20 protein-coding genes are annotated in these 26,574 nt (G+C 45.0%); 6 read left to right on the top strand and 14 right to left on the bottom strand.

Features of this window, described 5'->3' with window-relative positions; all coding sequences use genetic code 11:
* Window positions 1–42: 42 nt before the first annotated feature.
* The 5 genes from AB4583_RS11245 to yccS form a co-directional block, all read right to left on the bottom strand.
* Window positions 43–954: a LysR family transcriptional regulator gene (locus AB4583_RS11245; protein WP_017060895.1), complete on the bottom strand. Its 912-nt coding sequence runs from the start codon at window positions 952–954 to the stop codon at window positions 43–45.
* A gap of 75 nt (window positions 955–1,029) precedes the next feature.
* Window positions 1,030–2,292, bottom strand: coding sequence for a hydroxymethylglutaryl-CoA reductase (locus tag AB4583_RS11240; RefSeq protein ID WP_029235254.1), 1,263 nt, complete (start codon window positions 2,290–2,292; stop codon window positions 1,030–1,032).
* Window positions 2,293–2,453: 161 nt separating this feature from the next.
* Entirely contained in the window at window positions 2,454–2,774 is a 321-nt protein-coding gene (locus AB4583_RS11235; protein WP_017060893.1) for a hypothetical protein, read from the bottom strand.
* A gap of 121 nt (window positions 2,775–2,895) precedes the next feature.
* Window positions 2,896–3,081, bottom strand: a complete 186-nt coding sequence (locus AB4583_RS11230) for a hypothetical protein (protein WP_065584591.1) — start codon at window positions 3,079–3,081, stop codon at window positions 2,896–2,898.
* Between the two features lie 332 nt (window positions 3,082–3,413).
* The gene (gene yccS, locus AB4583_RS11225; protein ID WP_017060891.1) at window positions 3,414–5,597 is read right to left on the bottom strand and encodes a YccS family putative transporter; all 2,184 of its coding nucleotides are present in this window, start codon (window positions 5,595–5,597) and stop codon (window positions 3,414–3,416) included.
* Between the two features lie 177 nt (window positions 5,598–5,774).
* Here yccS and helD point away from each other — a divergent pair, with 177 nt between their 5' ends.
* Window positions 5,775–7,850: a DNA helicase IV gene (helD, locus tag AB4583_RS11220; RefSeq protein ID WP_017067022.1), complete on the top strand. Its 2,076-nt coding sequence runs from the start codon at window positions 5,775–5,777 to the stop codon at window positions 7,848–7,850.
* A gap of 87 nt (window positions 7,851–7,937) precedes the next feature.
* A complete protein-coding gene (locus AB4583_RS11215; protein WP_017060889.1) occupies window positions 7,938–8,288 on the top strand; it encodes a VOC family protein in 351 nt (116 codons plus the stop codon).
* Between the two features lie 120 nt (window positions 8,289–8,408).
* Here the strand turns inward: AB4583_RS11215 and AB4583_RS11210 are convergent, their stop codons facing one another.
* Window positions 8,409–8,864 (bottom strand): methylglyoxal synthase, encoded by a 456-nt coding sequence (locus AB4583_RS11210; protein WP_372051123.1) that lies wholly within the window; start codon window positions 8,862–8,864, stop codon window positions 8,409–8,411.
* A gap of 60 nt (window positions 8,865–8,924) precedes the next feature.
* Window positions 8,925–9,953 (bottom strand): TMAO reductase system periplasmic protein TorT, encoded by a 1,029-nt coding sequence (torT, locus tag AB4583_RS11205; RefSeq protein ID WP_372051122.1) that lies wholly within the window; start codon window positions 9,951–9,953, stop codon window positions 8,925–8,927.
* A 92-nt stretch (window positions 9,954–10,045) separates the two neighbouring features.
* Here torT and torS point away from each other — a divergent pair, with 92 nt between their 5' ends.
* Window positions 10,046–13,051: a TMAO reductase system sensor histidine kinase/response regulator TorS gene (torS, locus tag AB4583_RS11200; protein ID WP_017060885.1), complete on the top strand. Its 3,006-nt coding sequence runs from the start codon at window positions 10,046–10,048 to the stop codon at window positions 13,049–13,051.
* A gap of 135 nt (window positions 13,052–13,186) precedes the next feature.
* Here torS and AB4583_RS11195 read toward each other — a convergent pair whose 3' ends face one another.
* Genes AB4583_RS11195 through AB4583_RS11185 form a run of 3 tightly spaced genes read right to left on the bottom strand, consistent with a single transcriptional unit; the run spans window position 13,187 to window position 17,227 of the window.
* Complete coding sequence (locus AB4583_RS11195) at window positions 13,187–14,767, bottom strand: hydantoinase/oxoprolinase N-terminal domain-containing protein (RefSeq protein ID WP_372051121.1); 1,581 nt, start codon at window positions 14,765–14,767, stop codon at window positions 13,187–13,189.
* Window positions 14,768–14,771: 4 nt separating this feature from the next.
* Window positions 14,772–15,896, bottom strand: a complete 1,125-nt coding sequence (locus AB4583_RS11190) for a DUF917 domain-containing protein (RefSeq protein WP_372051120.1) — start codon at window positions 15,894–15,896, stop codon at window positions 14,772–14,774.
* Window positions 15,897–15,901: 5 nt separating this feature from the next.
* Window positions 15,902–17,227 (bottom strand): cytosine permease, encoded by a 1,326-nt coding sequence (locus tag AB4583_RS11185; RefSeq protein WP_372051119.1) that lies wholly within the window; start codon window positions 17,225–17,227, stop codon window positions 15,902–15,904.
* Between the two features lie 105 nt (window positions 17,228–17,332).
* On the opposite strand from AB4583_RS11185, the gene AB4583_RS11180 reads away from it, so the two are divergent.
* Window positions 17,333–18,247, top strand: coding sequence for a LysR family transcriptional regulator (locus tag AB4583_RS11180; RefSeq protein WP_372051118.1), 915 nt, complete (start codon window positions 17,333–17,335; stop codon window positions 18,245–18,247).
* A gap of 113 nt (window positions 18,248–18,360) precedes the next feature.
* Here the strand turns inward: AB4583_RS11180 and AB4583_RS11175 are convergent, their stop codons facing one another.
* The 3 genes from AB4583_RS11175 to AB4583_RS11165 all read right to left on the bottom strand — a co-directional run bounded on the left by AB4583_RS11175 (window position 18,361) and on the right by AB4583_RS11165 (window position 23,898).
* Window positions 18,361–20,715, bottom strand: a complete 2,355-nt coding sequence (locus tag AB4583_RS11175; protein WP_372117340.1) for a fatty acid cis/trans isomerase — start codon at window positions 20,713–20,715, stop codon at window positions 18,361–18,363.
* A gap of 222 nt (window positions 20,716–20,937) precedes the next feature.
* Window positions 20,938–22,602, bottom strand: a complete 1,665-nt coding sequence (locus tag AB4583_RS11170; RefSeq protein WP_372117338.1) for a VRR-NUC domain-containing protein — start codon at window positions 22,600–22,602, stop codon at window positions 20,938–20,940.
* Window positions 22,603–22,659: 57 nt separating this feature from the next.
* A complete protein-coding gene (locus tag AB4583_RS11165) occupies window positions 22,660–23,898 on the bottom strand; it encodes an OFA family MFS transporter (RefSeq protein ID WP_017067032.1) in 1,239 nt (412 codons plus the stop codon).
* 594 nt (window positions 23,899–24,492) lie between these two features.
* Between AB4583_RS11165 and AB4583_RS11160 the strand changes: the two genes are divergently transcribed.
* A complete protein-coding gene (locus AB4583_RS11160; RefSeq protein ID WP_017064770.1) occupies window positions 24,493–24,873 on the top strand; it encodes a hypothetical protein in 381 nt (126 codons plus the stop codon).
* A gap of 180 nt (window positions 24,874–25,053) precedes the next feature.
* Here the strand turns inward: AB4583_RS11160 and AB4583_RS11155 are convergent, their stop codons facing one another.
* Window positions 25,054–25,398 (bottom strand): YajD family HNH nuclease, encoded by a 345-nt coding sequence (locus tag AB4583_RS11155; RefSeq protein WP_017060876.1) that lies wholly within the window; start codon window positions 25,396–25,398, stop codon window positions 25,054–25,056.
* Between the two features lie 284 nt (window positions 25,399–25,682).
* Between AB4583_RS11155 and yghU the strand changes: the two genes are divergently transcribed.
* Window positions 25,683–26,540: a glutathione-dependent disulfide-bond oxidoreductase gene (yghU, locus tag AB4583_RS11150; protein ID WP_372117336.1), complete on the top strand. Its 858-nt coding sequence runs from the start codon at window positions 25,683–25,685 to the stop codon at window positions 26,538–26,540.
* The last annotated feature ends 34 nt before the right edge of the window (window positions 26,541–26,574 follow it).

The following is a 26,574-nucleotide window of genomic DNA, read 5'->3' as shown; positions in this document are numbered from 1 at the left end:
TAAGAACGTTAACTTTCTAAAGATATTAAGTCTCTAAAAATATTAAGCTTCTAAAAACAGGTCACACAACCATTTGATCGCTTGATCATTCATGTTGGGTTTATTCCACACCAAGCTGTACGCCACCTTACCGTAATCAAAAGGCAAGGGCTTGCTCACTAAGCCCTGAGCTTGTTTAGCATGCTCAGCCCACTGTTTAGAGCAAGTGAACAGGAAAGGTGTGTGGTGACACAACACAGCCGCAGCGCCGAAGTCCGCGACCGATATTGCCATCTCTCTTGGTTGGTGGCATTGAACCAAGTTTTGTTCAAAGTAAGGCTGAGACAGTTCGTTATCTAAAATCCCAATGTGCTTGTAATCTAAGTAGCCTTCTACCGTCAGTTCTTGCTGAGCGAGAGGGTGGTGTGCGCCCATCAAACAAACCATTTCATCTGGAAGAATTGTTTCCCAAACCAGCTCTTTGTTATCGGTCGGCGGCTGAGATATATCATGAGGCAACAAGATCAAATTGACCTTGCCACTGAGTAAAGCATCGAAGCCGAGCTGTTGTTTCGAATAGATGTTGAGCTTCGCGTTTGGCGCCAGTTCAGTAGTGATTTTACTTATCTTAGAGGCAAATACTTCGAAGGTACTTTCACGCATCGAAAGTGAAAAACTGCCTTGGTACTCTTGAGGGGTAAAACTCTTTTGATGAAGCAGTCCATTCATGCTTGAAAGAATTGCGTGAACAGTTGGCGCTATCTTCAGAGCAAAGGGAGTCGGGATAAGCTTGGTACCATCTCGATAGAAAAGCTCATCATTCAGGATGTCACGCAACTGAGACAGGGTTTTGCTTACACTCGAAGGGCTGACACAGAGTTGCTCTGAGGTCTGAGTGACGCTGTGGGTGTTCAGCATAATATGAAGCGCAGTGAGGTGCTTAAGGCTCACCCTAGATAAGTGTAAGTAATCCATTTATGACTCACGCATTCAGATTGGCTTGTGATTTTGCATGAACGACAAAATCGAACAAGCCAAATTGGATAAAGGTTATTTACGAGCTAGCTTATGGTGCGCTCGTGAAAAGTGGCCTGCGCAAAATGCGCCCACAATCGATAGTTCACCCGCTAAACACAGTGCAGCACAAACTTCAGCTAGGGCTTGTGATTTACCGTTACCATGCAGCCCAAGTAAATCTAAACAGGCTTTTTGACTTGGCAAGCCAGTACCACCGCCGACAGTCCCAACCATTAAGTTAGGCAGTGTCACGCTAGCGTATAAACCGCCTTCTTTGTTGAGTTCCATACGCGTCATACCAATCGCTGACTCGGCGACACAGGCCGCGTCTTGGCCACAAGCGATGTAAAGTGCCGCCAGTGCATTCGCATAATGGGCGTTGATACCGATAGTGCCGCTCAAAGCGCCACCGACTGTGGTCATTTGGCCAAACTGGACCATCTTCTCTGGTGTCGTGTGTAGGTACTTCGCGACAAGCTCTGCAGGGATATTAACCTCAGCAGTTACCTTTTTGCCACGAACGCTGCGCAAGGTTTGGGTATTGGCTTTCTTATCGCCTGACAAGTTGCCATCAAGGAAAGCATGGTCAGGCTTAACTGGCGTATTTTCGATGATGTACTCAAACACGGCATTGGTTGCGATGGTCACCATATTCTGACCAGAAGCGTCTCCGGTTAGAAATTCGAACACCAAGTAAACATGGTTACCTTCGATGTTGATATTAATGTCGGTCAGCTTGCCGTGTGATGTTGTTGATTCTGCCAAGATCTTGAACTGGTCATACTGAGTCACAGCCCAAGCCACAAACTGTCCGGCTTCAACTAATCCTTGAAATGCAAAGCCAGGAGTACGTGTTACGCCTTCATTGAGCAACATAGCACTTGCGCCACCACAAGCCGTAATCAGCTTAGAACCACGGTTATAAGACGCGACAAGCGCAGCTTCTGTGGTCGCGAGTGGTACGAGGTAATCGCCCGTAGCAAATAGGCCATTGACTCTTAAAGGGCCAGATATTCCCACAGGGACTTTAACGGTGCCAATAAAGTGCTCAATGTTTTTCTCATAAGCTTGGAACTGACTTTGTGTATGAGGGTCGAGCAGTTCTTGCTGTGAATCTGCATTATCGAGCGCTGTCCAGCGACGTGTGAGATTCTTTTCTGTCAGGTAGGGGCTAGGTGTCAGCTTATTTACTGGCTTTTCAAAATGAGGCTGAAGCTTTTTTTCTAATTCGTCTGCGGAGATGTCGCCTCCTAAAATAGAAACATAGTCACGGCGATGCAGATTTAGTTTTGGCATAAATAGTATGAAGTAAAGTTTGTGCAGCAAATTGGTTTGCGCTGATTCTACCGAGTAATAAACCAGAAACAAGCGCCTGATATAATGAGTTACAGTTTGTGTGGTTGTTGAAGCAAAAAGCAGCGAAGTTTCGCGAAATATAGGCTGTATTTGAGCGAAATTTAGATATGAATGTCGAGAAGGCTACCGATGGCTTCGTTTTGACGATCAACCACACTTGCACCAACGCGGTTATAACTTGCGCTTTGTGTCAGTTTAATCAGGGAATCGGTTGAAGATGAAGCAGGTTCAGGTTCTTTGTCTTTAAAGGAAATGGCTTGTTCAGGCTCTATTTGATTAAAGCTGAGATCGCTAGCTTCGAAAGTGTCGTCGGATTCTAGAGCGTGTTTGGAGGCTTGGTTGAGCTCGATTGCGGCTTCTTCAGCCATGTTGGTGGATTGCTGAATAATGGCGTAACCAGATTGAATACCAGATATCGACATATCAGAACCTTTTATTGACGTATGGAATGAGTCTAGGCGGACGATATTTTGAGCGCAATGGTGAACAGATGAAATTTACGGTGAAAATGTGAACTTAAGCTAAAATAGTGATGTCTGTCTATTAACTGAACAGGTCATTTAGCGCGTTTAATTCTTCATCAGTAAGCAAAGAAGGCTTCTCTGTTTCGAGGTTGCCGTCGATCTCACTCTGAAGTGCTTTTAATTGTTGTGGGCTAAGAAGCTGTATTTGCTGCTTAAATGCTTCAAATTGCTGTGTATTCATAGTGTGACCTTTGTTCAAATCCATATGCTCTTTAGAGCATAGTCTACTGATTCAGGAAATCAAACAAGATTAAGTGAATTTTAAATGATGTTTGAAGTTTCTTGAAACTAAGACAACTATAAATTCCTGTGGTCGTTTTTTGTCCGAGAAATGTAAGGAAAAGTTAAGGCTTGGTCAATCAAAGTCAGAAAATTCCTACAATGTAAAAACGCCTTCAACCCTTGTGGCACAAGGGTAGGTAAGTAATTGCTCTACCCAATTAGGGGTATGGGTAAAGCAATGTATAAATATTTGTGATGATCAAAAGATGAGCAATTGGCGTTATCTTTTTGTTTTTACGGTATTTTGTTTGTTGCTCAAGAAGCTTCTGTTTCAAACGACTTGTCGATCTTAACCTTAACTGCAAACTTGGTCGCTAAGGTATGCAGTTCTGGAAGCATTCGATAGATCAAATGGAGCTGTTGTAGAACCATTTTGACAGAATTCTCATCTTCTTCTCGCCATTCACTCAAACGTTTATCCAGCTCCGGGTCATAAGCGTTTTTCACTTCACAATGCTCTTTATGAGAATAGAGTTGATCATTTAGAGCGTCGAGATGCTGGTGGATTACTCTGTGCGCATCTAGCACCAGTTTGTGTGTCGCTTCATCATCAATACGCGTTCTGTGAGCACCCAGAGCCGAGATATAGCTAAGTAGAGCATGATTGAGTGTTAAGAATCGGAAGCTCTCATCTTCAGAGGTGCGGTACTTACCCGGTTCAACCAACATGCTACTGATCGCGGCAGTCAGGTTTGCATCATTATTATGCGCACTACGTCGAGCGATACGATAGTTTAGGCTATCTTTCTTACCGACACGGTATTGGCCGATGATCTGAGCGAGATAGTTCTTGTTGGAATCGAGCGCATCCGCCATCACTTTGTGCAGTCGCTTCGATTGCCAATCAGGCAACACATAAATGACAGCAAGCACGGCGAGAGCACAACCAATAAAGGTATCCGCTAACCTTGGCAATACTACCGCGTAGCCTTCACCTAATTGGTTAAAGCAGAAGAGCACAAGCAGTGTGATAAAGCCGGTCGCAAACCCGTAATTATTGATTCGAAACGCAAAGAACATCACGCCACTGATCACAATGAACACCAATTGGCTCTCTTGCGACGGGAAGAAGGTCAGTAAAGGTACTCCGATCAACAAGCCTGCGACCGTGCCAATGACACGTGCCGTCAGTTTTTGACGGGTTGCACTGTAGTTTGGCTGACACACAAACAGCGTTGTCAGTAGAATCCAGTAACCTCTTTCAATATCAAACCCTTGGATAATCCCATAGCCCAGCGTCAGAGTGATCGCCATACGAATCGCGTGGCGGAATAGCATAGAATCGGTGTGCAAGTTAGCTTTGATCTTGTGCCACATTGCCGTCAAAGTATGAGGGTTGGTATCGTCCAATACACCTTCTTCAATCTTCTCTGCATCTGGGTTGCTGATATTCGAGAGCTGTTTTTCAACGGTTGCTAGGTTATTGAATAAGTAATCCAACTGGTTCAGCAGTGATTTCCATTTAGGATTATTCTGTTGGTGCAGATGATTGAGCGAAGACATCAGCTCATCGAGTGCCAATACAGACTTGTCACCATGCTGGTATTCAGCGCCAACTTTCAATGAGCTCGCCACTTCTTTACAAGCTGTTGCCTGCGCTTCCAGTAGATACTTAAATCGAAACAACACGTCAGAGCGTTCAAAGTGTTTTGCTAGCTCTTGATAACGATAGTGGCTAGAGCTGACGCGTTCATGAATATCTTGTGCGATGAAGTAGGTGTTAAGAAATCGGTCACTAGGGCCGTCAATGTGTCCGCGCTTAGAGCGATTAAGCAGCGTCGCTTTACACATGTTGAGTGCGTTAACGGTACTCGCGTTGAGTTTGGCTTCAATGATTCGGTGTGGCTGGGGAATCAAGTCAGAAACGGGGTAGAAGAGTTCCGCTTTTGAATCGATGTAGTTACCGATTTGATCGAATACCGTGGCTAAGTTTTGCTGCACGGGTTGCATTGGCCACACTATCTGCCAAATCATCGACATGAAGTAGTACCAAGCGGCGCCAGTTAACAGTAGAAGCGGTTGAAACCAAAGGTTGGTGCTCTCGTGTGCACCAAGCATGGTATAGATGGCAACCAAGAGAGAACCAAACGCGATACTCGCGTATTTAGGGCCAATTGCCCCGAGAATGATAAAAGAGAAGGTTGAAACAAAAAGCCCGATCGCGAACAGCCAAGGCGTATCGAAGAGAAGCTCAATAGAGAAAGCCGCAACGGCGAAACAGATAAAGGTTAGCGTGAGTGCTTTCAAGCGCCCGGTAAAGCTGTCATCACTTTCCGCAAGAGCCGCAGCAATAACGCCTAAGATCAAAGGCGTGATCAGTGTGTTTTGTCCATAATACCAAGCAGGCACCACCACGCCGAGCAGAGTGATGAGAATTAATACGCTGTAATTTATGGTTTTATTCGCCCAATAGAGGCGTAATTTGGCTGAAAAGTCCACAGTCGCTCACTTGACACACTAAAAACCATAATCCTAACAGAAATCAAGCACAAGAATTTGATACTTATCCATAATTGCCCGCAGGTGGTCATGAAAGCGTCGATAAGATATGAGATATTATTAATTCTCATTGCATCATGATATAAATTCAATATTCCCAATTAAGAGCACACTCCAATGCAGCTAAGCGCTAACAAGACTGCACAGTTTTTTATTCAAAATGAATATCATCAGGTTGAACTTGATGGTCCACGCTTGCTGTTATCTTCAGTAGGCAGTGAAGAGCGTATCCCATTTACTATTTGGAGTGGCAAGATCGCGATAAAGCGCGGATTGTTCTGGGGATCGCTACAATTTTTTGCTAATCAACAAGATGGAACACAGCGCAGTTGGTTAGTACAAGGCTTACCTTGGGATCAATGCCGTCAATTTGCACGCGCGTCAGTTAGTGCTTATCAGAAGTGGCACGACACTCAATGTGAACAATTGGCTGAACACGTACCTCAGTGGGAAGCTGAATTAACACGTCTTGAGCAATTACCAGCCTTTCTACCGCATTCTAAGGTCAACACTTGGGTTGATATGGTCAACTCAGGCTTAGAGAGTATGACAATGACGCTAGAAGAGGCCGCACAACGCATGCCAAACCGAATCGCAAGAATGCAGCCATGGTTATCTGAAACGGAAATCAAGCAAGCTGAAAGAAACCAGCAATGGCTAGAGACCGAGCGAAAAAACTGGGAAGTGTTGTTTGCGCAATGTGAGTCGTCACCACTGAACTTATCGCAGCAATATGCGGTGTTGATGAATGATGATCACAACCTTATTTTAGCGGGTGCAGGCTCGGGTAAAACCAGTGTTCTAACGGCTCGCGTCGCGTATTTACTGCAAAGCCATCAAGCTCAAGCTGAAGAGTTGCTATTACTCGCTTTTGGTCGTGAAGCGGCAGAAGAGATGAAGCAACGTCTCGACAGCAAAATTGGTTTATCAGCAGAGAAGGTGCAAGTCAGCACTTTCCACCAGTTGGGTTTAAAGATACTGAATCAAGTTGAACCCGAACGTGTGGTTATTTCTCCTTTAGCGCTCGATGACAACCAACGCCAAGCATGGTGCATTGATTGGTTGAAGAAGCACTGGATGACACCGACCAACTTTAAACGTTGGCAAAAGCATTTGTCTAAATGGCCAATCGCTTATTTAACCGGTGACGATGAGCTTGGTAGCCACGTTTCAAACCTCAAATTGATCGGTTGGCTTGAAAAGCAGCTAGAACAGTTGAATGCGTCGGGTTTAACCAAAAAAGAAGTACAGCAACAGCTGATTGATCACCGAGACTATGCGCGCCTCAACAGCGAGCTTTCACTGTGTTGGCCATGTGTAACCGCGTGGCAAAAGGAGCTGAAAGAACAGAATCATATCGACTTCTCAATCATGATCAGCCGAGCGACTCAGTATGTCGAGAAGGGCAAGTTTATCTCACCTTGGAAGTTCATCATGATCGATGAATACCAAGATATCTCACCTGATCGTCTTGCCTTGGTTGAAGCACTGTGTAATCAGTCTAAAGCCGAGCATCAAGCCTCTATTTTTGCAGTAGGCGATGACTGGCAGTCGATTTACCAGTTTGCAGGTGCGGATGTGGATTTGACCACGGGCTTTAAGGATCGTTTTGAAAGCTCGACCATTCATCACCTAGATACGACTTACCGCTTTAACAATCAGTTAGGTGCGGTGGCTAATCGCTTTGTACAAGAAAACCCAATTCAGATTCCGAAAGAACTGAACAGCTTCAAGCAACAGAAGCAGAAGGCGGTGTACAGTGCGCCAAGTAAAGAAGTTGAGAAGATTCTTGATCAACTGAACCGTCAATCCAAAGGCAAAACCAATAAATCGGTGCTGCTACTTGGACGTAATCATTACCACAAGCCAGAGTTGTTGGAAGACTGGAAGAAGATCTTCACTTCCATTGATATCAAGTTCATGACTTGCCACGGCAGTAAAGGTAAAGAGGCGGACTTTGTCATTATTCTTTGTGTTGACGAAGGACAGTTCCCGACCAAGAAGAAACAGCTGCATATTGATGGCGCATTGACTGAATCATCAGACGCGTTCCCTTATGCTGAAGAGCGTCGTTTATTCTATGTAGCAATGACGCGGGCAAAAGAGAAAGTATGGATCACGCACAGTGGCGACGGCTCTGGCTTTGTGCAGGAGCTGCATGGTTCTGATTACCCAGTTGTTCGTAAAAAGTGATGTTACTTGACTTGATTGTCTAAGATTAGATCTTCAATCCCTGCCTTAATATCACAAGGTAGACGCATAAAGCATAAGGAATTTGCTATGGAACACGGCTCTATTAACTACATTGAATTTGCTGCGAAAGACATCTCAGCAACTAAGGCGTTTTTCAGCCAAGTGTTTGGTTGGAGCTTTGAAGACTATGGCCCTGAGTATTCTGCGTTTGAAGGCAAAGGCTTAATGGGCGGCTTCTATTTGGCGGATCTGGCGTCGAATACGGATAATGGCGCGGCGCTGATGGTTTTTTATAGCCAAGATCTTGAGCAAACCGAGCGCGATGTAATTGATGCTGGTGGTCAGATAAACCGTGAGATCTTTAGCTTTCCCGGCGGCAGACGTTTCCATTTCAGAGAGCCAAGTGGCAACGAGATGGCAGTGTGGAGCGATAAGTAGAGAGACTCTCGCACTGTTTTATGATTGAACTGTTTAATGTCTGAAAACGAGACATAAAAAAGCCTGCGATAAAATGCAGGCTTTTTAGTCTGTTCAGTAGAGAGCACATTTAACGTGCGATTACGTGCGCTCAGCTAGGTACGCTTCGTAGTCTGGGATCTCGATGATTACTTCTTCTTCAAGCAGTGAAGAGTTAAACAAGAAATTAGCGGTAGCGCGGTTAGTGGCCACAGGAATGTTCCAAACACTTGCGATACGAAGCAGTGCTTTTACGTCTGGGTCATGTGGTACAGCATTAAGTGGATCCCAGAAGAAAATCAGCATATCGATCTTGCCTTCAGAGATAAGCGCGCCAAGTTGTTGGTCACCGCCCATAGGGCCGCTGATCATGCTCTTGATTGCTAAGTCTGTCTCTTTACTTAGTATAGAACCAGTCGTGCCCGTTGCGTAAAGGAAGTGCTTTTGTAGTTTTTCTTTGTTCTCTTTGACCCATCTTAGTAGCTCAGGTTTGAAGTGGTCATGAGCGACCAAAGCGATATGCTTATGTGTTGGCATAGTACGCGTTGTTTTTTGCATGAATGTTCCCTAAATTGTTGTTTCGTTTTTATTGTTTTGAGTTCTTCAGCCAATATAGCACTATGGATTCACACTGAATACCGGACGAAACTCAGAAGGTGACAATGAGTCGGCGATAATTTGATCTTTGAGAGTTGCAGGTGTCAGCGCTTCGATAATCGGTGCGCTGTGTTGCTCGTAAGGTTGACCGCGTAAGTAACTCGTGGCTTGTTTTACCGACAAGCGACCTTGCTCAACCATTTTATCTGTTGGCGCAAAAAGTACCTTGTTACGGAGTAAACCACGGTAGGTTCCGTGACTTAAGTAACTCGAAATTAACCCAATCTCTTCGGTTTTATCGGCCGCTCGTAGCTCACTGATCGCTGCTTCAATCGCGACGGCACTTCCGACTATATATTGGATATCAGGTTCTTCTATCACCTGCTGTACTAGATTTCTTTGAAGTTCTTTATCGTTATCTGCCCAATAGCTGATCGCAATTTTGATATCACTCGACTTGATCGCATCATAAAACCCCAGTGCTACAGGCTTAGTGCCGCCACTCGCTTGTGGGCCAAGTAACAGGGCGATAGGTGTTTCGCCTGATCCTTTCGGGTGTCGTTTCGACAAAAAATCTCCGACTTGGTATCCCATTTGGTACCAATCGACACCGACCGTACCTTTTAATACCTTCTGTTGTTCTTCATTGACGGTTAACTCATTTACCGTAGCAAACACAGGCGTCGAGCCAACCCAATCGCTGAGATTGTCATGATACGCATCGGGTGAAACCGTACCTAAAATAATGGCATCGGCTCCCCATTGCGTGCAAAGCACCAGTTGCGAGGCTTGTTTGGCCACGTTGGGGTAACCGCCAGCTTCCAATACTCTTAGCTCAACTTGCTGCTTTTCTGCTTCAGAGATCATTCCATAGTTTACCGACAACCAATAAGAGTCTTTGAGGTGCGGATAAATGGCACAGATTTTCTCTTTTTGTGATGTGGCTTCGGCTGGTTTTATTGGGCTCAAAGGCTCGCTAGCCCCTGAGACAGTGGTTACTGAGCACAGTAGTGAGAGAAGAATTATTGAAGCGAAAGGTCTAGATAGCATGAATTGCCGTTTTATTGGTTTTAGATAAGAAACACTGCAAAATATAGCGTATTCTGCATGGGTAAAGAAGAACGTTTTAAGGTTTAGAGTTTATGTTGTTAGCTTCAGCGAGTATTGGACGCAAGCTGCTGGCCTCATTCTTAGTGATGGCACTGTTGGTTCTATTGTCTGCATTGATCGGTGTTTCTGGTTTTAGCTTTGTAGCCAAAACGGAAAGAAACGTCGTTGATTCGGCGCTTCCTGCCATGATCGAAGCTCGTCAGGTTTCTGAGTTGAGTAACCGTATTATTTCGTCAGTACAAACACTTTCTAATGCGAGAAACGAAGCTGAAAGAAAAGAGGCTGGCACCGTACTGTTTGACCAACTTGAGTCGCTTCTTCAACATATCAAAGAGCTTGGTGTCGACAGTTTCGATTCTCAGCTCCTCAATAAACTCGAAAACAATGTTCAAAGCGTTATTAACACACTGGCTGAGTTGGGTGTGTCGGTTGAGCGTAAGCTTTGGTTAAGCAAAGAGTTGTCGTCTCGTGTCGAAGAGATGCGCCTATTGGCCGAAGAGCTAGAGCAGTTGACGCGAACCCAAGTTTTGAACACGGCTACCATTGCGGTTGCTAACGTCACGCATATCTATGACCTGCTAGAAACCAAAGAAACGGATAAAGCCTACCAAGCCTTAGATGCGCTTGTAGAGGTTGACCTTGATTTGTCTGAGCGCCTACACGAATTGCATTTGCTGGCGTTCAAAATGCTTAACCAAATTGAAGAAACGCAAACCGTTACCAACGTAGAGCGTATTCATCAAATCCAATCAGAATTTGAATCCAACCTAAGAATCATGGCGCGCCGCGTTAAAGCGGTCGAAGATCCTACTCGTTCAGCGCAGATGTCTCAGCTTCTAGAAGAGCTCAGAAAACGCCAAGTCGTGTTCGATATTTCATTAGAACAATATGAGAACACCAAAAAGTCAGAGTTTCTGATGCAAAATACGTTGGAGCTGTTCTCTCAGCTGAATACAACGGTTAACCAACTGGTTGATGATTCAAACCGCAGTACCAAAAAAGCGGTTGATGAGCTGACCAGCACGTTGAATTTGGCTCAATGGTCACTGTCTGTGATTTCGGTTATTGGTTTGGTTATCGTTGCATTTATCGTGTGGCGAGTGGTGTATATCTCGGTTGTTAAACGTCTTACTGAATACTCATCGGCCTTGATGTCTATCGCACAAGGTCGCCTGAATATTGATATCTCGGTAAAGGGTAATGATGAGCTGGCTCATATGGGCGAGGCGATCATCACTGCCAGAAACACCGCGCAGGCGCTACAAGTGGTTGCGGTGGGTGAAGCAAAGGCGAAACGCGAACTTGAAGAGCACAAAGAACACTTAGAAGAGTTGGTCACAGACCGAACCTACCAGCTGCAAAAGACCAATGAGAAGCTGAACATCGAGGTAGGGAACCACGCTAAGGCTCGTAACGCCGCAGAACAAGCAAGCCGCGCAAAATCCGCTTTCCTTGCGACGATGAGTCATGAAATACGAACGCCGATGAACGGTGTATTAGGTACTGCAAGATTGCTCAAAGATACCGGGTTAGACCCGCTGCAATCCGGCTATGCAGACATCATTAACCGCAGCGGTAAGAACCTACTCGCGATTTTGAATGACGTGTTGGATTACTCAAAGATTGAAGCAGGGCATTTAGAAATCCGCACTGCTTCGTTTGATCTTCATCAGATGGTTCAAGATACCTACCAATTGATGGAAGGGCGTGCCGCTGAGAAGAAGCTGAACTTTGATTTCCATATTGAAAGTGATGTGCAACGCTATTGGCGTGGTGACGTAACGCGAATCAGCCAAATCTTGAATAATTTGGTCGGTAACGCGATTAAGTTTACGGAAAGTGGCTCGGTCGATATCTTTATCAGCTTAGATATCGAAGATGAAAATCGAGTGATGTTTGAAGTGTCAGATACAGGTGTCGGTATTGATGCTAGCGAACAAGCTTGTCTGTTTGATGCCTTTACCCAAACCGATAGCGGTCGCAACAAAACCGGCGGCACAGGGCTTGGATTAGCGATCAGTAAAAGCATCATGTTGGCAATGAACGGGGATATTGGCGTTCATTCTGAAGAAGGCGAGGGTAGCCAGTTTTGGTTCTCACTGCCACTTGAAGCCGGTGAGAAGATAGAAACGAAAGTACCGGTCATTGAAGCGTGTATTCGAGCTAAAGTACTTCTGATTGAAGATAACCCCGTAAACTGCATCGTTGCTGAAGGCTTCTTGCATAACTTGGGGCACGAGGTTGTGATTGCGACAACCGGACAAGAAGCGAGAGCCATATTCAGTGAGCAAGAGTTCGATATTGCGCTGGTGGACATTAACTTACCCGACTGCGATGGCGTCGAGTTAATTCAACAACTCAAAGACGATGCGCTTCAGCATAAAAGTGAAGAAGACGTAATTCGAAAAGTACCCCCAATGATCGCAGTATCGGCTCATGTGTTTAACGAAGAAGTGGAAAGCTATTTGTCGTCTGGCTTTGATGGATTCTTACCTAAGCCGTTAGAGAAGGAAGCATTATCGGAATTGATTGTTGAGCAGTTGGACGGTCACACGCTGTTGCTGCCTCAGCCGGATCCGTCAGATGCTGTTTGCTGTCAGCTAAACTCTAAACCTCAGGAAACCGAGCTAGACTTATCAGCATTGGCATTTGCAAGCTCGACACAACGAGCAAACCAAGACGCGGAACATAATCAAGGAGAACCGATTGTGCAGATGATTAACCCTAAGATTATCAAAGACGACTTGGCCATTCTCGGTCGAGAAAAAATAGTGCAGATTGTTGGGTTGTTTGACCAAAGCAGCCAAGTCACTCTCGATGAACTGATTGTGGCAAGTGCCGCTGACAACGCTCGTGAAATTAAGTCTTTAGCTCATAAACTGAAAGGGTCTGCCGGCAGCCTAGGATTATCTGCACTGTTTGCTTTATGCCAGAGCATTGAAGCGAGCGAGGATCCATTACTTCAATATCGCGATAATGCAGACTCATTACCTGAATTGGTGAAAGACTCGTTAGCAGCGCTCCGAGAGCAACTATAGAGTGGCTATTGGGCGGAAAGCCCCAAAATAAGAACAGAAAACAAAAAGCAGGCTATTTCTCCGTTTTAATATGAAGAAGTGACCTGCTTTTTTATTGTCGAATAAGAATCTAAGTAAGGCTTTCAAGGAACGGCTCTAAGCCATCTTGATATGTCCAGCAGCTTTGATCTTAACGTGAACCATATTGCCTTGTAGGTAGCTTAATGGAATCTCGCTGCGTTCAATGATCGCGACATTATCGCTGCATGCGCCAGCTTCAATCGCCAGTTGCTTTGATTGCGCTTCCAAGCCCTTTAAGGTCTCTTCACGTGATGCTGGGTCAATCGGTACGATCTTATCGAATTGACCTGATATTTCACCCAACGCAACACCAATCGCATTAGCCACTTCAAAGTGCTCAGGACGAACCACTTGGCTCACGCCTTCAAAATGATCTGGGAATAGGGCACTACCACCACCAACCATGATTACGGGTACACTCGCCGCAGAGGTCTTCATCTTATCGATGCCTTCTTCAACATCCGTGACCATTTGTTGATAAATCTTGCTTGCTTGTTCGGCTGAAACACCAATCTCATCACTCAGTTGATGTTCTGCCTGCCACTGCATTTGTCCTGTTTTGAGTGCAATATCGGTGAGCGTAAGTTCATCACCACCAAAGCTACGCGCCGTTTGCGTCAAGGTATGGCCAATACTTTCTGGGCCTAGCTCTATACGCTGCTGTTCAAAGCGAACCTTGGTACCACCACCAATGGCTAACGCCAAAATATCAGGCATACGGAAGTTGGTTCTCACTTCACCGATTTCTACTGCTAAGCTCGATTCTCTTGGGTAGCCGTGAGTCAGTACGCCGATATCAGACGTAGTGCCGCCCACATCGACCACAATCGCGTCTTTTAACTTAGTTAAGTGACTCGCTCCACGAATCGAGTTTGTTGGCCCACAAGCCACGGTAAGAATCGGGTACATCAATGCGAACTGCTGTGACATCAGTGTTCCGTCGTTCTGACCGAAATAAGGCGTGGTGTGGATTTCATGATTGATGAGTGCACTGCAAAAGCCGTCAACGAATCGTTTTGCTGTCCCTTGCAGAGCCGCATTGAGGATAGTGGCGTTCTCACGCTCTAAAAGCCCTAAACTGCCCACTTTATGGGATAACGATAGGTTCACGCCCGGAAGTTCTTGTTGAATCCATTCTGCTGCTTGAAGCTCCTGGTCGCCGTTGACGGGAGAGAACACTCCGCAGATAGCAATGGAATCCACTTGGCCTTTCATTTTCTGGCAAAGCTCGCGGATCTCAGACTCTTGAATGTTGGCAATCAACTGGCCGTCATATTCATAGCCGCCGTGTGCTTGGTAGAAGTGCTGACCAAGCAGGTTTTGCCACGCTTCACTCCAACCACAAAGGGGCGGGACGCTATCACCACTGGGAAGCGCTAAGCGAATCATGCCGACTCTGTCTAAGCCTTTTCGTTCAACGATTGCGTTGGTGCATTGAGTCGTGCCAAGCATCGCGTGTTTCACTTGCTGACCATCAATGTTTGCTTGGTTTAATAGCGCAGAAATCGCGTTGTCGATCCCTGTTGAAACATCATGTGTGGTTGCGGTTTTTACTTTGGCAATCACATTTAAGTCTGCGTCGAGCAGCACACCGTCGGTATTGGTGCCACCTACGTCAATACCAAGGCGGCAGTAATCAAGCGTAATGTTTGTCATGCGACTACCTCTTCAATGCAGACTTTAATTGTTCAATGGTTTGATACTCGACTGTGTAGCCAAAGTAACTCGGGCCCGCGACTTCAATACCTTTGTCAGTGCGCCATTTGGGGTCGCAAGGGTAAGCGATAAGGTCGATGCGCTGCCCGTAACGAAGTTGTTCGGTTGTGATTGGCTTACCCGTTTCATGATCCAAGATCGAAATAAGATCCGGTGTTGATGCCAGCAGGTTATCTTGGCTCATGTCTGCGCGGCTTGTACCTTTGTGCGCGAGAAGTAATTCGTTTTGGAACTGCACAAACACGTTATCGACGCCGGTATCTTCAAACTGAGCCAGCTTTTCAATCACGACACCGCCTGTTGCAAAGCCGCCATCGGTTTCTCTTTGAATATCTACAATCTTGCCACTGATGATGGTATGGCCGCCGACAATGTCTAAGACGGCCTGTGTGCCACTCTGATTGTTGTCGTTCGCCATTCTAATCGCTTCACCAATTTTCATCGCTTGGGTCAGTGTTGCGGGCAGTGCGCTGCGTTTTAGGTTCTTACCGTTCATTGGGTAATCGCACATTGCTGCAGAGCCACCCATCTGTTCGGTAATTGGTCTCGCAAACTTTTCAGACCAAATACCGTCAATTGGGTAAAGTGTGACGACATTGCCTCGCTCATCGGCCAATGTGTTTGGAGCAGACGGGAGACCATCAAGAAAGAAAGTCACCATTTGAGCTTCTGGGAAAGCACGTCCCATCGCATCACAATCGATCACAGGAATGTTCTTTTGCGCTGCAACGAGAATTGGAATCAATGAATTAAAACCGCCCACTTCGATAGGAAACGTTGCCGCCAACTCAGTGCCGAGCGCTTTTTCCATCGCTTCGAAAGCAATCAACATTTGATCTTTCGAATTGAGTTTCTCTACTGCGACGGTTGGTGCGCCAATCATTGAAGAGGGCACTGTCATCCAATCGTCTTGCACGTCTTCTAAAGGAATCATGCGTACGGGTTGTTTTGCCGTTGCAATGGCTACTTTCGCCATCAAGGCACCGCTGTATGGGTCACCGCCGCCGCCAGTACCTAATACCGTCGCACCAAGCGCGATATCATCAATCATTTGTTCAGTAATAATCACAACTACTATTCCTTATCACTTGAAGGAGAAAGCTTCATTAGGGCGAGGTAAATCACACCAGCGGCAAGAATGCCGTCTAACGCCGAGATACTGGTGAACGAAAACAGGTTGAAAAACTCTGGCGCGGTACAAGCGCTGAATGCAGTACCAAATGCCCAAGAAGCCAAGCCTCTAAACATCCAAGCTGGAACTTGCTGGATGTTCTCAAAGCTCATTTTTGTCGAATCTAAAACATAATATTGAACGATGTAGACACCTGCCGCAGGCGCAATGGTTACACTGAGGAGCATTAAGAAATCAGTAAATTTGTTCACCATGCCGAGCTGAGCAATGCCAATACCGACGATGGTCATGATCACAACCAGAACAGGGCGCGGAATCTTAGGTAGAACCATCGACATGCATAAGCCGCCAGAGGTTAGGTTGCTACTGTTGGTGGTCCATTGTGCGAATACCAGTACTATAATGGCCGCCATGCCTAAACCTAGGGTGAAGAAGACTTCGACTAGGTCGTCGGTGCCGGTCATTTTGGTCAAGATCAATGCGATAAGAATGATGGCACTGTTGCCGACGAGGAAACCGATACCCGCTCCTAAAATAGCATCACGGCGTGTTTTGGCGTAGCGAGCAATATCAGGTGCAGCAACCGCAGCTAGAATCCAGATAGACATAACAAAAGAGATGGCTTGGCCAAGCGTCAAAGGATCTTCAATCGATGGCGCTGCGCCACCTTGATAATCAGCAGCCATAAACAAACCGATGGTAATCAACGTCACCATCAATGGAACAGAATAGGTACTGAGTTTGCCTAAAGCACGAACGCCATAGATAGCCGTCATCATCATTAACACACTGCCGCCAATAAGAGCGCTGAGGTGTGAAATTATGATGTCGTATTTCGCCAGTGCATCGACCATGATGAAAGCGAAGAAATCAGCCTGGAATGCGAACCAGCCGACTAATGAGATGCCGTTGATGAAGCCAAGAATTTTACCGCCGTTACGGCCAAATACCGCGCTGCTCACCAGCGGGGTAGACACGCCAGCTTGAAAGCCAATGTTGGCACACAGCATCGCGATGATCGCCAATAAGCCTGAACCAATAAACGTGGCAAGCAGTGCGTCTTCAAAACCAATACCGCTGCTTAGAATCGAGCCGAGAAACAGTCCCGAAATGTCGATGCCGATTGCCAACCAAATAAGGCTGATGACCCACCAAGATCGTTTGGCCTTCTCGGGAACAGGTTCCAATTCGAAGTCATCTATCTTTTTGTGGCTGTGTGTTACTTCGGGTTTATTCACGTAAGTTTCTGCCGCCATAGTGCCATCCATGCATTGTTATTCCATAAGTGTGAATAAAGCATACTGATGTATTTATTGTTAATAAATGAATATAATCAGATGCAAACATAATAAAAAACAAATGTAAGTGGCAAAATGAATTCAAACAATAAGTTAGATAAAAGAGACCTGCGAAGATTAGAGATTTTTTGTGAAATCGTAGAGCAAGGAGGCATCAATCAGGCGGTCGCAAGCACTGGGATTAGCCAACCTGTGCTGAGTAATCAACTTATTGCCTTGGAAAAAAGCTTAGAATTAACATTATGTCAACGTGGAAGAAGGGGTTTTAAGCTGACTCATGAAGGTGAGCAAGTGTATAAATATGCGAACCAACTAAAATCGACCTTAACCGACTTCGCTTATAAGTTACGAGGTGTACAGACAGAACTCTCTGGGTATGTGCGAATTGGATGTTTGGATAACACCGTCACTTTGCCCTATAACCCACTTCCCAAAGCGATCGAGACGTTTTACCAACGCAGTAACAGTGTTGAGGTGAGTGTTGATGTTGGCGATTTCACCCAGTTGAATGAGAAGCTAGCAAAGAGCCAGATCGATATGATGATAGTGGTTCTAGGGTCACATCAAAAATCAGCGTTTCAACATAAATACCCACTGTTTGAAGAGCACAGTTATCTGTATGCGCGTAAGGATCTGGCCGAGAAGATCATGGACAAAGATTTCTCATTGGATGGCTGTCGTATCAACATGGGCGGCTATGCCAAAGATGAGATGTTCCGACTACTGAATATTGAGCAGTACGATTCCGTAAAGCCTTTTGATGGCTGGCATGTCGAGTCGGGTGTAATTTTAACCTTGGCGGGCACACACCTGAGTTTTTTACCGTCTCATTTAATCGACCGTGGCCATTATGACCAAGCCTTGATTCCGCTTCAGCCCGAGAAGTGGAGCCTTAAGAGTCAGTTTTATGTGGTGTTGAAGCAACCTGTAGATTCCCTTTCCCCCGCCGCGCGTGCGTTTTTTGATGAGCTACACCAACCGGAAGCATAGGATTCAATATAGAGAACTCGTCGCTTCTCAATAGCACTTAAGATACTTTCTCATATACAAAAAATCCTCTACCAAGACAGAGGATTTTTGCTTTTATGCTTTATGAGTGAAAACTAACGGTTCTCGAAGCGGTTGTAATCCAACAATCCGAACTCGATCGGTTGGTCTTGTTGATACCAACGATGCACGCGATCACTGAATGGCCAGAACTCGCTAGAACTGCGTCGTACCGCAAACTTATCTAGCAGCGCCACGTAGTCTTCTTCTGTGCTTAAGTTTTGCAGCGTTTTAACCAGAGTAGGAATCTCGCTCTCGGTTAATGATAGGTAAGCCGCAGGGTAGCTACCGACAACGCCTCGTACGAGGGTAAGGTCATCATTGGCGTAATCACGGTTACCTTCTTCATTAAACAAGCTAGAAATGTTGCTGTGCGCGTTATTGTGAATCATGGTGAACAGTTGCTCTTCGCCGTTTTCGCCTTCAATCATGATCATCACTAATTGAGGTACATGACGTAACCCTTCACCTTTAATTAGGCTTATTTGTTTAAGCAGTGCTTGACTGTTTTTAGAAAACCCTGTTTCAACAATATCAAAGCGATTATTGAGTACAGGTTCGAGTCTGTCTTTCAGCATAGTAAGCAGTTCACGCTTTGGATCGTCGGTTTTGTACACTATATTAGTTGGCTGATCAAAGTGAGCGATATTACGCTGCAAGAAATCACTTAGCTGAGTACTTTGATTTTGGTACCAACTAGAGTGTTCAATGTGACGAACGTCTTTAGGAAGAAGGCTTAAGAAGTTACTCTCACCTTCAAGACGCAAGAAGTCCATGAACATGCGTGTAATCAGCTGGTGGCCAAAGTTGCCGTAAACATCGAAGCCTGCAACGAGAAGATAATGAATACGCTCTAAAAGCGCATAATCTACAATCCATGCAGTTTTAGGTTGAGGGCCAACCAGACCTTGGACAACAGAGGCACTATCAAAGTGTCTGAAGATCGTTAATGCTGCATTTGGGTTGGTGCCATTTCCGTCCCAAATGAGATCGGTATTTAGGTGTTCACTATTCTTAAACCATTGATTCGTGAAATTTGATTTGGCATCGAGGTATCGTGCTTGTTGTTTTGAGTAGTGTATCCAGCTAGTTATTGGGAGTGTATTACTGCTGAGCTCACTTGGTAGCTTTAAGTTTTTTTCTTGGTTCTTAAAGAAGGTGTTTATCTCTGGTAGATCCGCTTTTTCAGGATCAGCAAAGAAGACCCAAAAACGGTCATTAATGACATTTAATGCAAGCTGACCACGACACACCGGCCCTTTGATAAAGGCCATAATGGTATTCTGCGCATTATCTAACATGAAGTTGAAGCGCGAGTTTACTGGCAGTGCTTCAAACGAAGTCATTGGGTTAGCTGAAACATCGATGTCGTAACTAGGTAGTTGTTTTACTTCGTAATTTACGTCGACAAACCAGGTGTTCCACTTTTGTAGACGCTCTTTATTAAGTGCGAAAGGCATGTGCGTTTTGTCGACGATAGTGCCTTGTTCTGGAATCAGACGGTAGTAAACACGGTCTACTTTTGGATCGTCATAAGGGCGACGAGTCGTGATGCGCTGTACCGCTTCACCTGGTGGTGTTGCAGAGCGAACAACAGTAAAGAAACGCGTTGGTTGAGCTAAATCAGAAAAATAGACATGAGATAAAAACAGGTGCTCGTAGATATAACGTGCTGAAAGTTGACTCTTATTGTCGCTCTTGTTTAAAAAGCTTTCGTAGACATTAACGAGCTCTTGTTCTGCATCAGTCAATGGAATGTGGTCGTTCATTAACGCGCCATTTTCCAACCAACTCATTAAAGTCGCGTATTCGGTTTTGTCTAAGTTTGGCATCCCATAAGGCATTCCCCAAGTTGGGTAATCTTTTTCATATTTGGCATACTCCTCAATGGTTGGGCACTGTTGGTCACGGTCTATTGAGAAATCAAAGCCTTCGAGCTGCGTTTGATCAGGAAGAGGGTGGTTTTCTTTTTGCTTCAGCATACGAGAAACAAGCCCAGCATCGAGGTTGGCGGTTGGGTTCTGGATACGTTCGTTAAGTACAGGGTGAAAATCCGCATCGCGCCACTCTTGCGTGGTTAACGCATCTTCAAACAAGCGAGTAGGGGCTGATGCCGTTAAGCGGGTGCCTTGATAAACGAGTGCCTTGCTCGCGCCTCGGTCTATACCTTCCACTGAAGACATTTTGAGTTGGCAAGGGGCGTCATAACAAGCGTGACAAACCACGCATCGGTTATCAATGATGGGCTTTACTTCGTCAATGAAGTGCTGCGCTTGAGCTGAAAGAATAGGTGCTTGGCGATCACGTACTTGTTGTTCACCAAACAGTTCGTCGAAGTTTAAACCCGCGTAGACGGCACAACCTGAGAAGACGCTAACAAAAGCTAAAATGAAGAGTTTTTTCAAATTCATACGTATTTAAATATTAGGCATTTTCTATAATTATATCGAAAATGATTGAAAATGCTCATGTTCTAACAATTTTGTAGACAAGATCTTGATGGGACGAGTGACTTGTCGATGCGCGTCACTCGCTAGTGCTCAGAAATTGGTGTTTAGACTTAGCTAGATTTAAGTCCCAAGAGCTAAAAGCTAGCAGTTAAGAGTTAAGAGTTAAGAGTTAAGAGCTAAGACTCATTGATTGACGTAACAAACAGAGAAGGGGGCAGACAATCGCTCAAACTCTTTGATCCAGCGCCATTGGTTGTCTTGCAGTTTATCGCCAGGGCCTTTGACTTCAATCCAATGAAACTCATCGCCCTTGAACGCAATCAAATCCGGCATCCCAGTTCTAAATAGCTTTAAGTCACTCAATATCACTTTGAAGAGGTCTACAACCAAGGCATTTGGAATTGAAGCCATGCCGTGTTCGATGAGTGCTTTAGGAAAATAATTCCAATGAACAAAGGGGTTCGCGATACCTTGCTTTTCATCGTAAGTATCAAGAAAATGGTTCAGCCCATGTTTGGATATCGTTTGAAACACGGCTTCAATCTGTTCGGCTCGCTTGTCTACGAAATCTGAATGGTACAGATCCAATGGTCGATGTTGGTAACGATTGATAAAGGCGCCTTCAACGTCTGCGAAAATGACATCCCAGAAAGCCAAACCAAACAAGCCACACAGAAAACTGTTTTCTGAAAAGTAGACGTCCCAACCTTGGTTCTCAAAATGCTGCTTTACCGCAAGCTCGACTCGAGTTTGGCTGAGGTCTAATTCCAGTTTTAACTCTTTGCAGCTCGGCTTTATGGTTCGTGAAACTTTGTGCCCCTGTTTCCGTAGCAGCCGGTCTTCAAGCTTAATAGCGACTTCCAACTCTGACACATCCGATGGAGTAGCTTTCATTTGCGTGACAATGTCACACATTAAGTCTAGCGTGCCTTGCTTATCATAGATGCGTGCAAGTCGTTCTCTGCTCGGAGGAAGTGTAGATTGTCTGAACCAAAAGATAGCTTGGTCGTTTAGATTAAGCCTTTCAAGATCGCGAGCAACATCATTGATCAAACGCGATCGTTTTCTGGCAATACTTCTGTGTTCTGATTCTTCAGGAATCGCATTTAAAAGCAGTTCCAGAAACTCGCCATCTTTGCGGTCACCTTCTGAATACAAGCGTTGAATATCGCGCATCTGGATTAATTGATTGAGCTGATCCCTAGAGGTGAAGAAGCGGCGTTGCTTGCTTAATGGGTAGTTCTCAAAGGTGTTTAGCCCAAGGTCGCTTAACACGAACTGACTTAAGTCTTGATAGGTGTTGGCAAAGAACAGCAACAGTAATACATCAATCACTTGAGATTCGATGACGTAAATACAGTCGAAAGAGAGGTTTTGAAATTGGTCAAAAGGTTGCTGATCAAGCCGTAACAACAGCTCGTCTTTCTTGGCGTTTCTATGGCTCTTAAGGGCGGGGAATACACTCAACAGCTCTGGTTTGGTGAGCAAGTGCAACCCGAGCTCGACCTCACTAATGGCGAGGTCATGCTGTTCTTCGGGATGACTCAACCCAATGAAGCCTGAGCTGTTTAGCTCTTGCAGTACGGTCTTTAGATCTGGGATCTCAACATAGTTGAGTTTATCGCTGCGAAACCAACGGCCTTTACGAGAAAGCAAACGAACCATTAGGCATTGGCTTGAAACAGAAAGACGTTTGTATGCGGACAACCAACGACATTCGTCATCACTCAGAAGATCGGGGTAGAGCGTTTGAGCGTGTTCAACCAGTCGATTGAAGTTGTCGAGATAATAAGTGGGGGAGAGCTGAAGAGTGGTTTCGGTCGTCAATGGAGAAGTCGCTTGATACAAAAAGAGCCTAACCCTAAGGTTAAGCTCTTCAGTAACAAATTCAATCTTTTCTGTTGATTAAGCTTGTGATGCTTTTAGTTCAGCAACTTTAGCTTCAGAGATTGGTTTAGTGATGATTGCTAGAACAATACACACTGCCATCATAACCGCAGAGATTGTGTAAGCTAGGCCGTAACCTTCGCCGTTTGACATTGAGAAGCCAACAACTGCTGCACCGATAGCGCCGCCGATACCCCATGCCGTGTAAAGCACGCCGTAGTTAGTACCGTAGTTTTTCAGGCCGTAGAACTCAGCAGTTAGTGTTGGGAATACTGCTAGAAGCGTACCGTAACCAACCGCTGCGATAGCCGTACCAATGATTAGCGTGAATTCAGAGTTGAACGTAGCGAATAGAGCCATGTTCGCGCCTTGAAGGATGAACGCTAGAAGTAGAGTACGTACGCCACCGATTTTATCTGCAAGCATACCCGCAGCAACACGGCCGCCTGAGTTGAATACTGCAAGGATAGACGCTAGGTAAACTGCGTTTGGCAGGTTAGCTTGAACGCTAGCAATTGTAGTGATGTTACCGATGATCATTAGACCAACAGATGCAGCGAATGCGTACATGATCCATAGAGAGTAGAACTGAGGAGTCTTCAGCATTACTTTCCAAGTTAGGTCTTCAGTCTTCTTAACCGCTTTAGGAGCTTGGCCTGCTTTTACTTTAGGCTCAGCTGGCGTGTAATCCGCTGGTGGGTTGTTGATTGTTGCTGCTAGAGGTACTGCGATTGCAAGTACACCAACACCAAGAATCATAAAGCTAGTTTGGATACCCATGCTGTCGATTAGCGCAGAAGTTACTGGTGCTAGGTAAATAGCCGCAAGACCGAAGCCTGCTGCGATAAGACCGTTAACCATACCTTTCTTAGAAGAGTGGAACCACTTCATTGCTGATGGAGACAGACATGCGTAACCGAAGCCGATACCTGCACCTGTTATAATACCGAACGTGATGTTCAGCATCATAGGCGTTGTAGCGAAACCAGAAGCAATCATACCTAGGCCTGTAAGCGCTGTACCTAGGATAAGGATCTTACGTGGACCCATACGGTCTTGTAGGATGCCCGCAACAAGAAGACAAACAGAGAATGTGATAGTTGCAATAGCGTAAGGTGAAGATGCTTCAGCAGCACTCCAACCAGCTTCAGTTACTAGCGCTTTGTTAAATACACTCCAAGCATACAGGATGCCAAGACAAAGGTTGATACAGAAGCCTGCTAGCAGGATACGTGTTGCTTTATCAATCTTGCTCATTTTTATTCTCAGTTTTGTCATCGGTTAGTGGAGAGCCACTTAACTAAAGACGGGTTATTGTGATTGTTTCTTCAAAATTAGTTTGCGTTTATCAACAGATAGCGCAAAAGAGCGCGGATTATAACCAATTGAAATGTGATTGGAATCTCTTTTTCCATTTTTGGTAAATTAAATTCAATTTGTTAATAGGTTGTTTTTCATTGGTTTTTGAAATGTTTTTAACACCTCTCTATTTTGTTCTTTTTCGCTCTGTCTTCTTATTATTTCAGGGATTTTGAGGTGATGGTTTTTGAATAGACGCGTATTGCGTGCGGATATCACAGAGTTACAAATAATTTTAATTAATTTCCAAGGTTAAATTTGTGTAACAAAATAAATCGTAACAGCGCTTTGTTCATATGAGACAAGGAGTAACGGAGTTTTATTAAAAACAGAATGTTAAGCAATTGTTAAGGGTGATTTTTGTTAGTACTTTTGCTTACATTTTGTTCGATTGGAGGGGTTGTGTTGTCCGTAAAAAGTGGGAAAATAGTATGCAAACTGAGATTCCAAATTTGAAAGGATGCGTTTCCAACTTATGGTGAGGCGAGTATTATGAAACTGTTTTTAATTTTATTGATGTCAATTTCTGGTGGTGTAGCGGCAGCTGACCATATTCACTCTTTCCTATTCGGCTTCTATGTTGCGGCTCTAGCAGTTGGTAGTTGCTACTGGCTTGCATTCCGCAGTACGCGTTTCCCACAGTTGGCATTAGTGCTATTGATGTGTGGCTTTTTTGCGAAAATTGCAGTGACTGTTATCGGTGTTTCTTGGGGTATCTCGAACGATATCATTCAATCGCCGTTCATTTTCTCATTGTCATACCTGTTCTTCTTAGTGGTTGTGTCTTACGTTTGGTTTGCATACCGCGATAAATTGACGCTAAAACAACGCGCTAAGAAGGTAGAAGAGTCTCGCAAGCAAGCGGCAGCATAATTCGATTTGATTCTTAAAAAGCCTTCTTCGGAAGGCTTTTTTGATCCTGCCTACCTGAACTCTATTATTTGGTTATGACGGCAGATAAAAGAAACCCCAGTATGGTGACATACTGGTGTTACTTGTTATGTATCTATTATCTAGCAGTTACCATCTACCAAAGACTACTCTGAAGGTGTGTTATTTCTTCATCATCTTAGCGAGATCGGCGAACGGGTTGTGTGTCGCTGACTGATGATCATCTAAACTCGCTTTTGCATCCACACCATAACGCTCATGGTCAGTGTATTTTGAATGCTCATGATCGTGACAGTACAGGCACAGTAGCTCCCAGTTGCTGCCATCTTCAGGGTTGTTTGTATGGTCGTGATCCACGTGGTGAACGGTAAGCTCTCGGAGGTTTGAGTAAACAAATTCGCGCGCACATTTACCACAAACCCAAGGGTACAGTTTTAGTGCTTTTTCGCGGTAGCCTTTCTCTTGGCGAGCATACGCTGCACTCGAACCTGTGAAATCAGAAGACATTGCCAAATCCTTATCAATTGTAATATCCCGATTTTATCACAGCTTTCTTGAAGCTGTCGGTATGTCGTTCGTAAAATCATTGCTAAATGATGCAGTGGACTTATCGATATTAGATTGAAGTTTGAATACAGACTTACCTTCTACACACTAACGCTTAAGCGGGTTATGTCTTTCTGGAATAAGCCATGCTTAACAGTTTGAAAATAAATCGTATTCAGGGGTTTTAACCGCAGGCATGTGACCTAATATCAGTTTGTGAGACCCTATATTAATAAGGAAATATCATGTCAGAACAATACACTCCGCCAAAAGTTTGGGTTAACGATACTGCTGGTGGTAACAAGTGGGCAAACATCAATAGTCCTGAATCTGGAGCTCGCTTTGATAAAGAGCTTCCTGTTGGTGACCATGCTTTTCAATTGTATTCTCTTGGCACACCTAACGGTCAAAAAGTCACTATCTTGCTGGAAGAGTTGTTAGCGGCGGGTGTTAAAGAAGCTGAATATGATGCGTACTTGATCAACATTGGTGAGGCTGATCAGTTCTCTTCTGGCTTTGTTGGCGTGAATCCAAACTCCAAAATACCAGCACTTGTCGACAAGTCTGGTGACGAAGACGTGAATGTATTCGAATCGGCATCTATCTTGATGCATCTAGCAGAAAAATTTGGTCACTTCTTACCAAAAAAAGGGGCAGTAAGAACGCAAACCATTAACTGGTTGTTCTGGGCACAAGGCTCGGCACCATTCCTAGGCGGTGGTTTCGGCCACTTCTACGCTTACGCGGATGAAAAGCAAGAGTACCCAATTAACCGCTTCGCAATGGAAGCTAAACGTCAACTAGATGTGTTAGACAAGCAACTTGCTAACAGCACTTTCGTTGCGGGTGAAGAGCTGTCTATTGCAGATATCGCGATTTGGCCTTGGTACGGTAACTTAGTACTTGGCAAAATTTACGACGCAGCCGAATTTCTACAAGTTGAGTCTTACACCAACGTTGTGCGCTGGGCGAAGCAGCTAGAAGCGCGTGAAGGTTTCCAACGCGGGCGAGTTGTTAACCGTTCATTTGGCGAAGAGTGGGAGCAAGTACCAGAACGCCATTCCGCAGAAGACATCGACCGTGTTTTAAAACTACGCCCGTAGTGATTTAAAGAAATCGGTGTTTTTCAAGGTAGTT

The organism is Vibrio sp. 10N.222.49.C12, assembly GCF_041475025.1.
GTDB lineage: Bacteria > Pseudomonadota > Gammaproteobacteria > Enterobacterales > Vibrionaceae > Vibrio > Vibrio crassostreae_C.
Note: the sequence above shows the minus strand (reverse complement) of the source record. Positions and strands in the feature narration are given on the sequence as shown.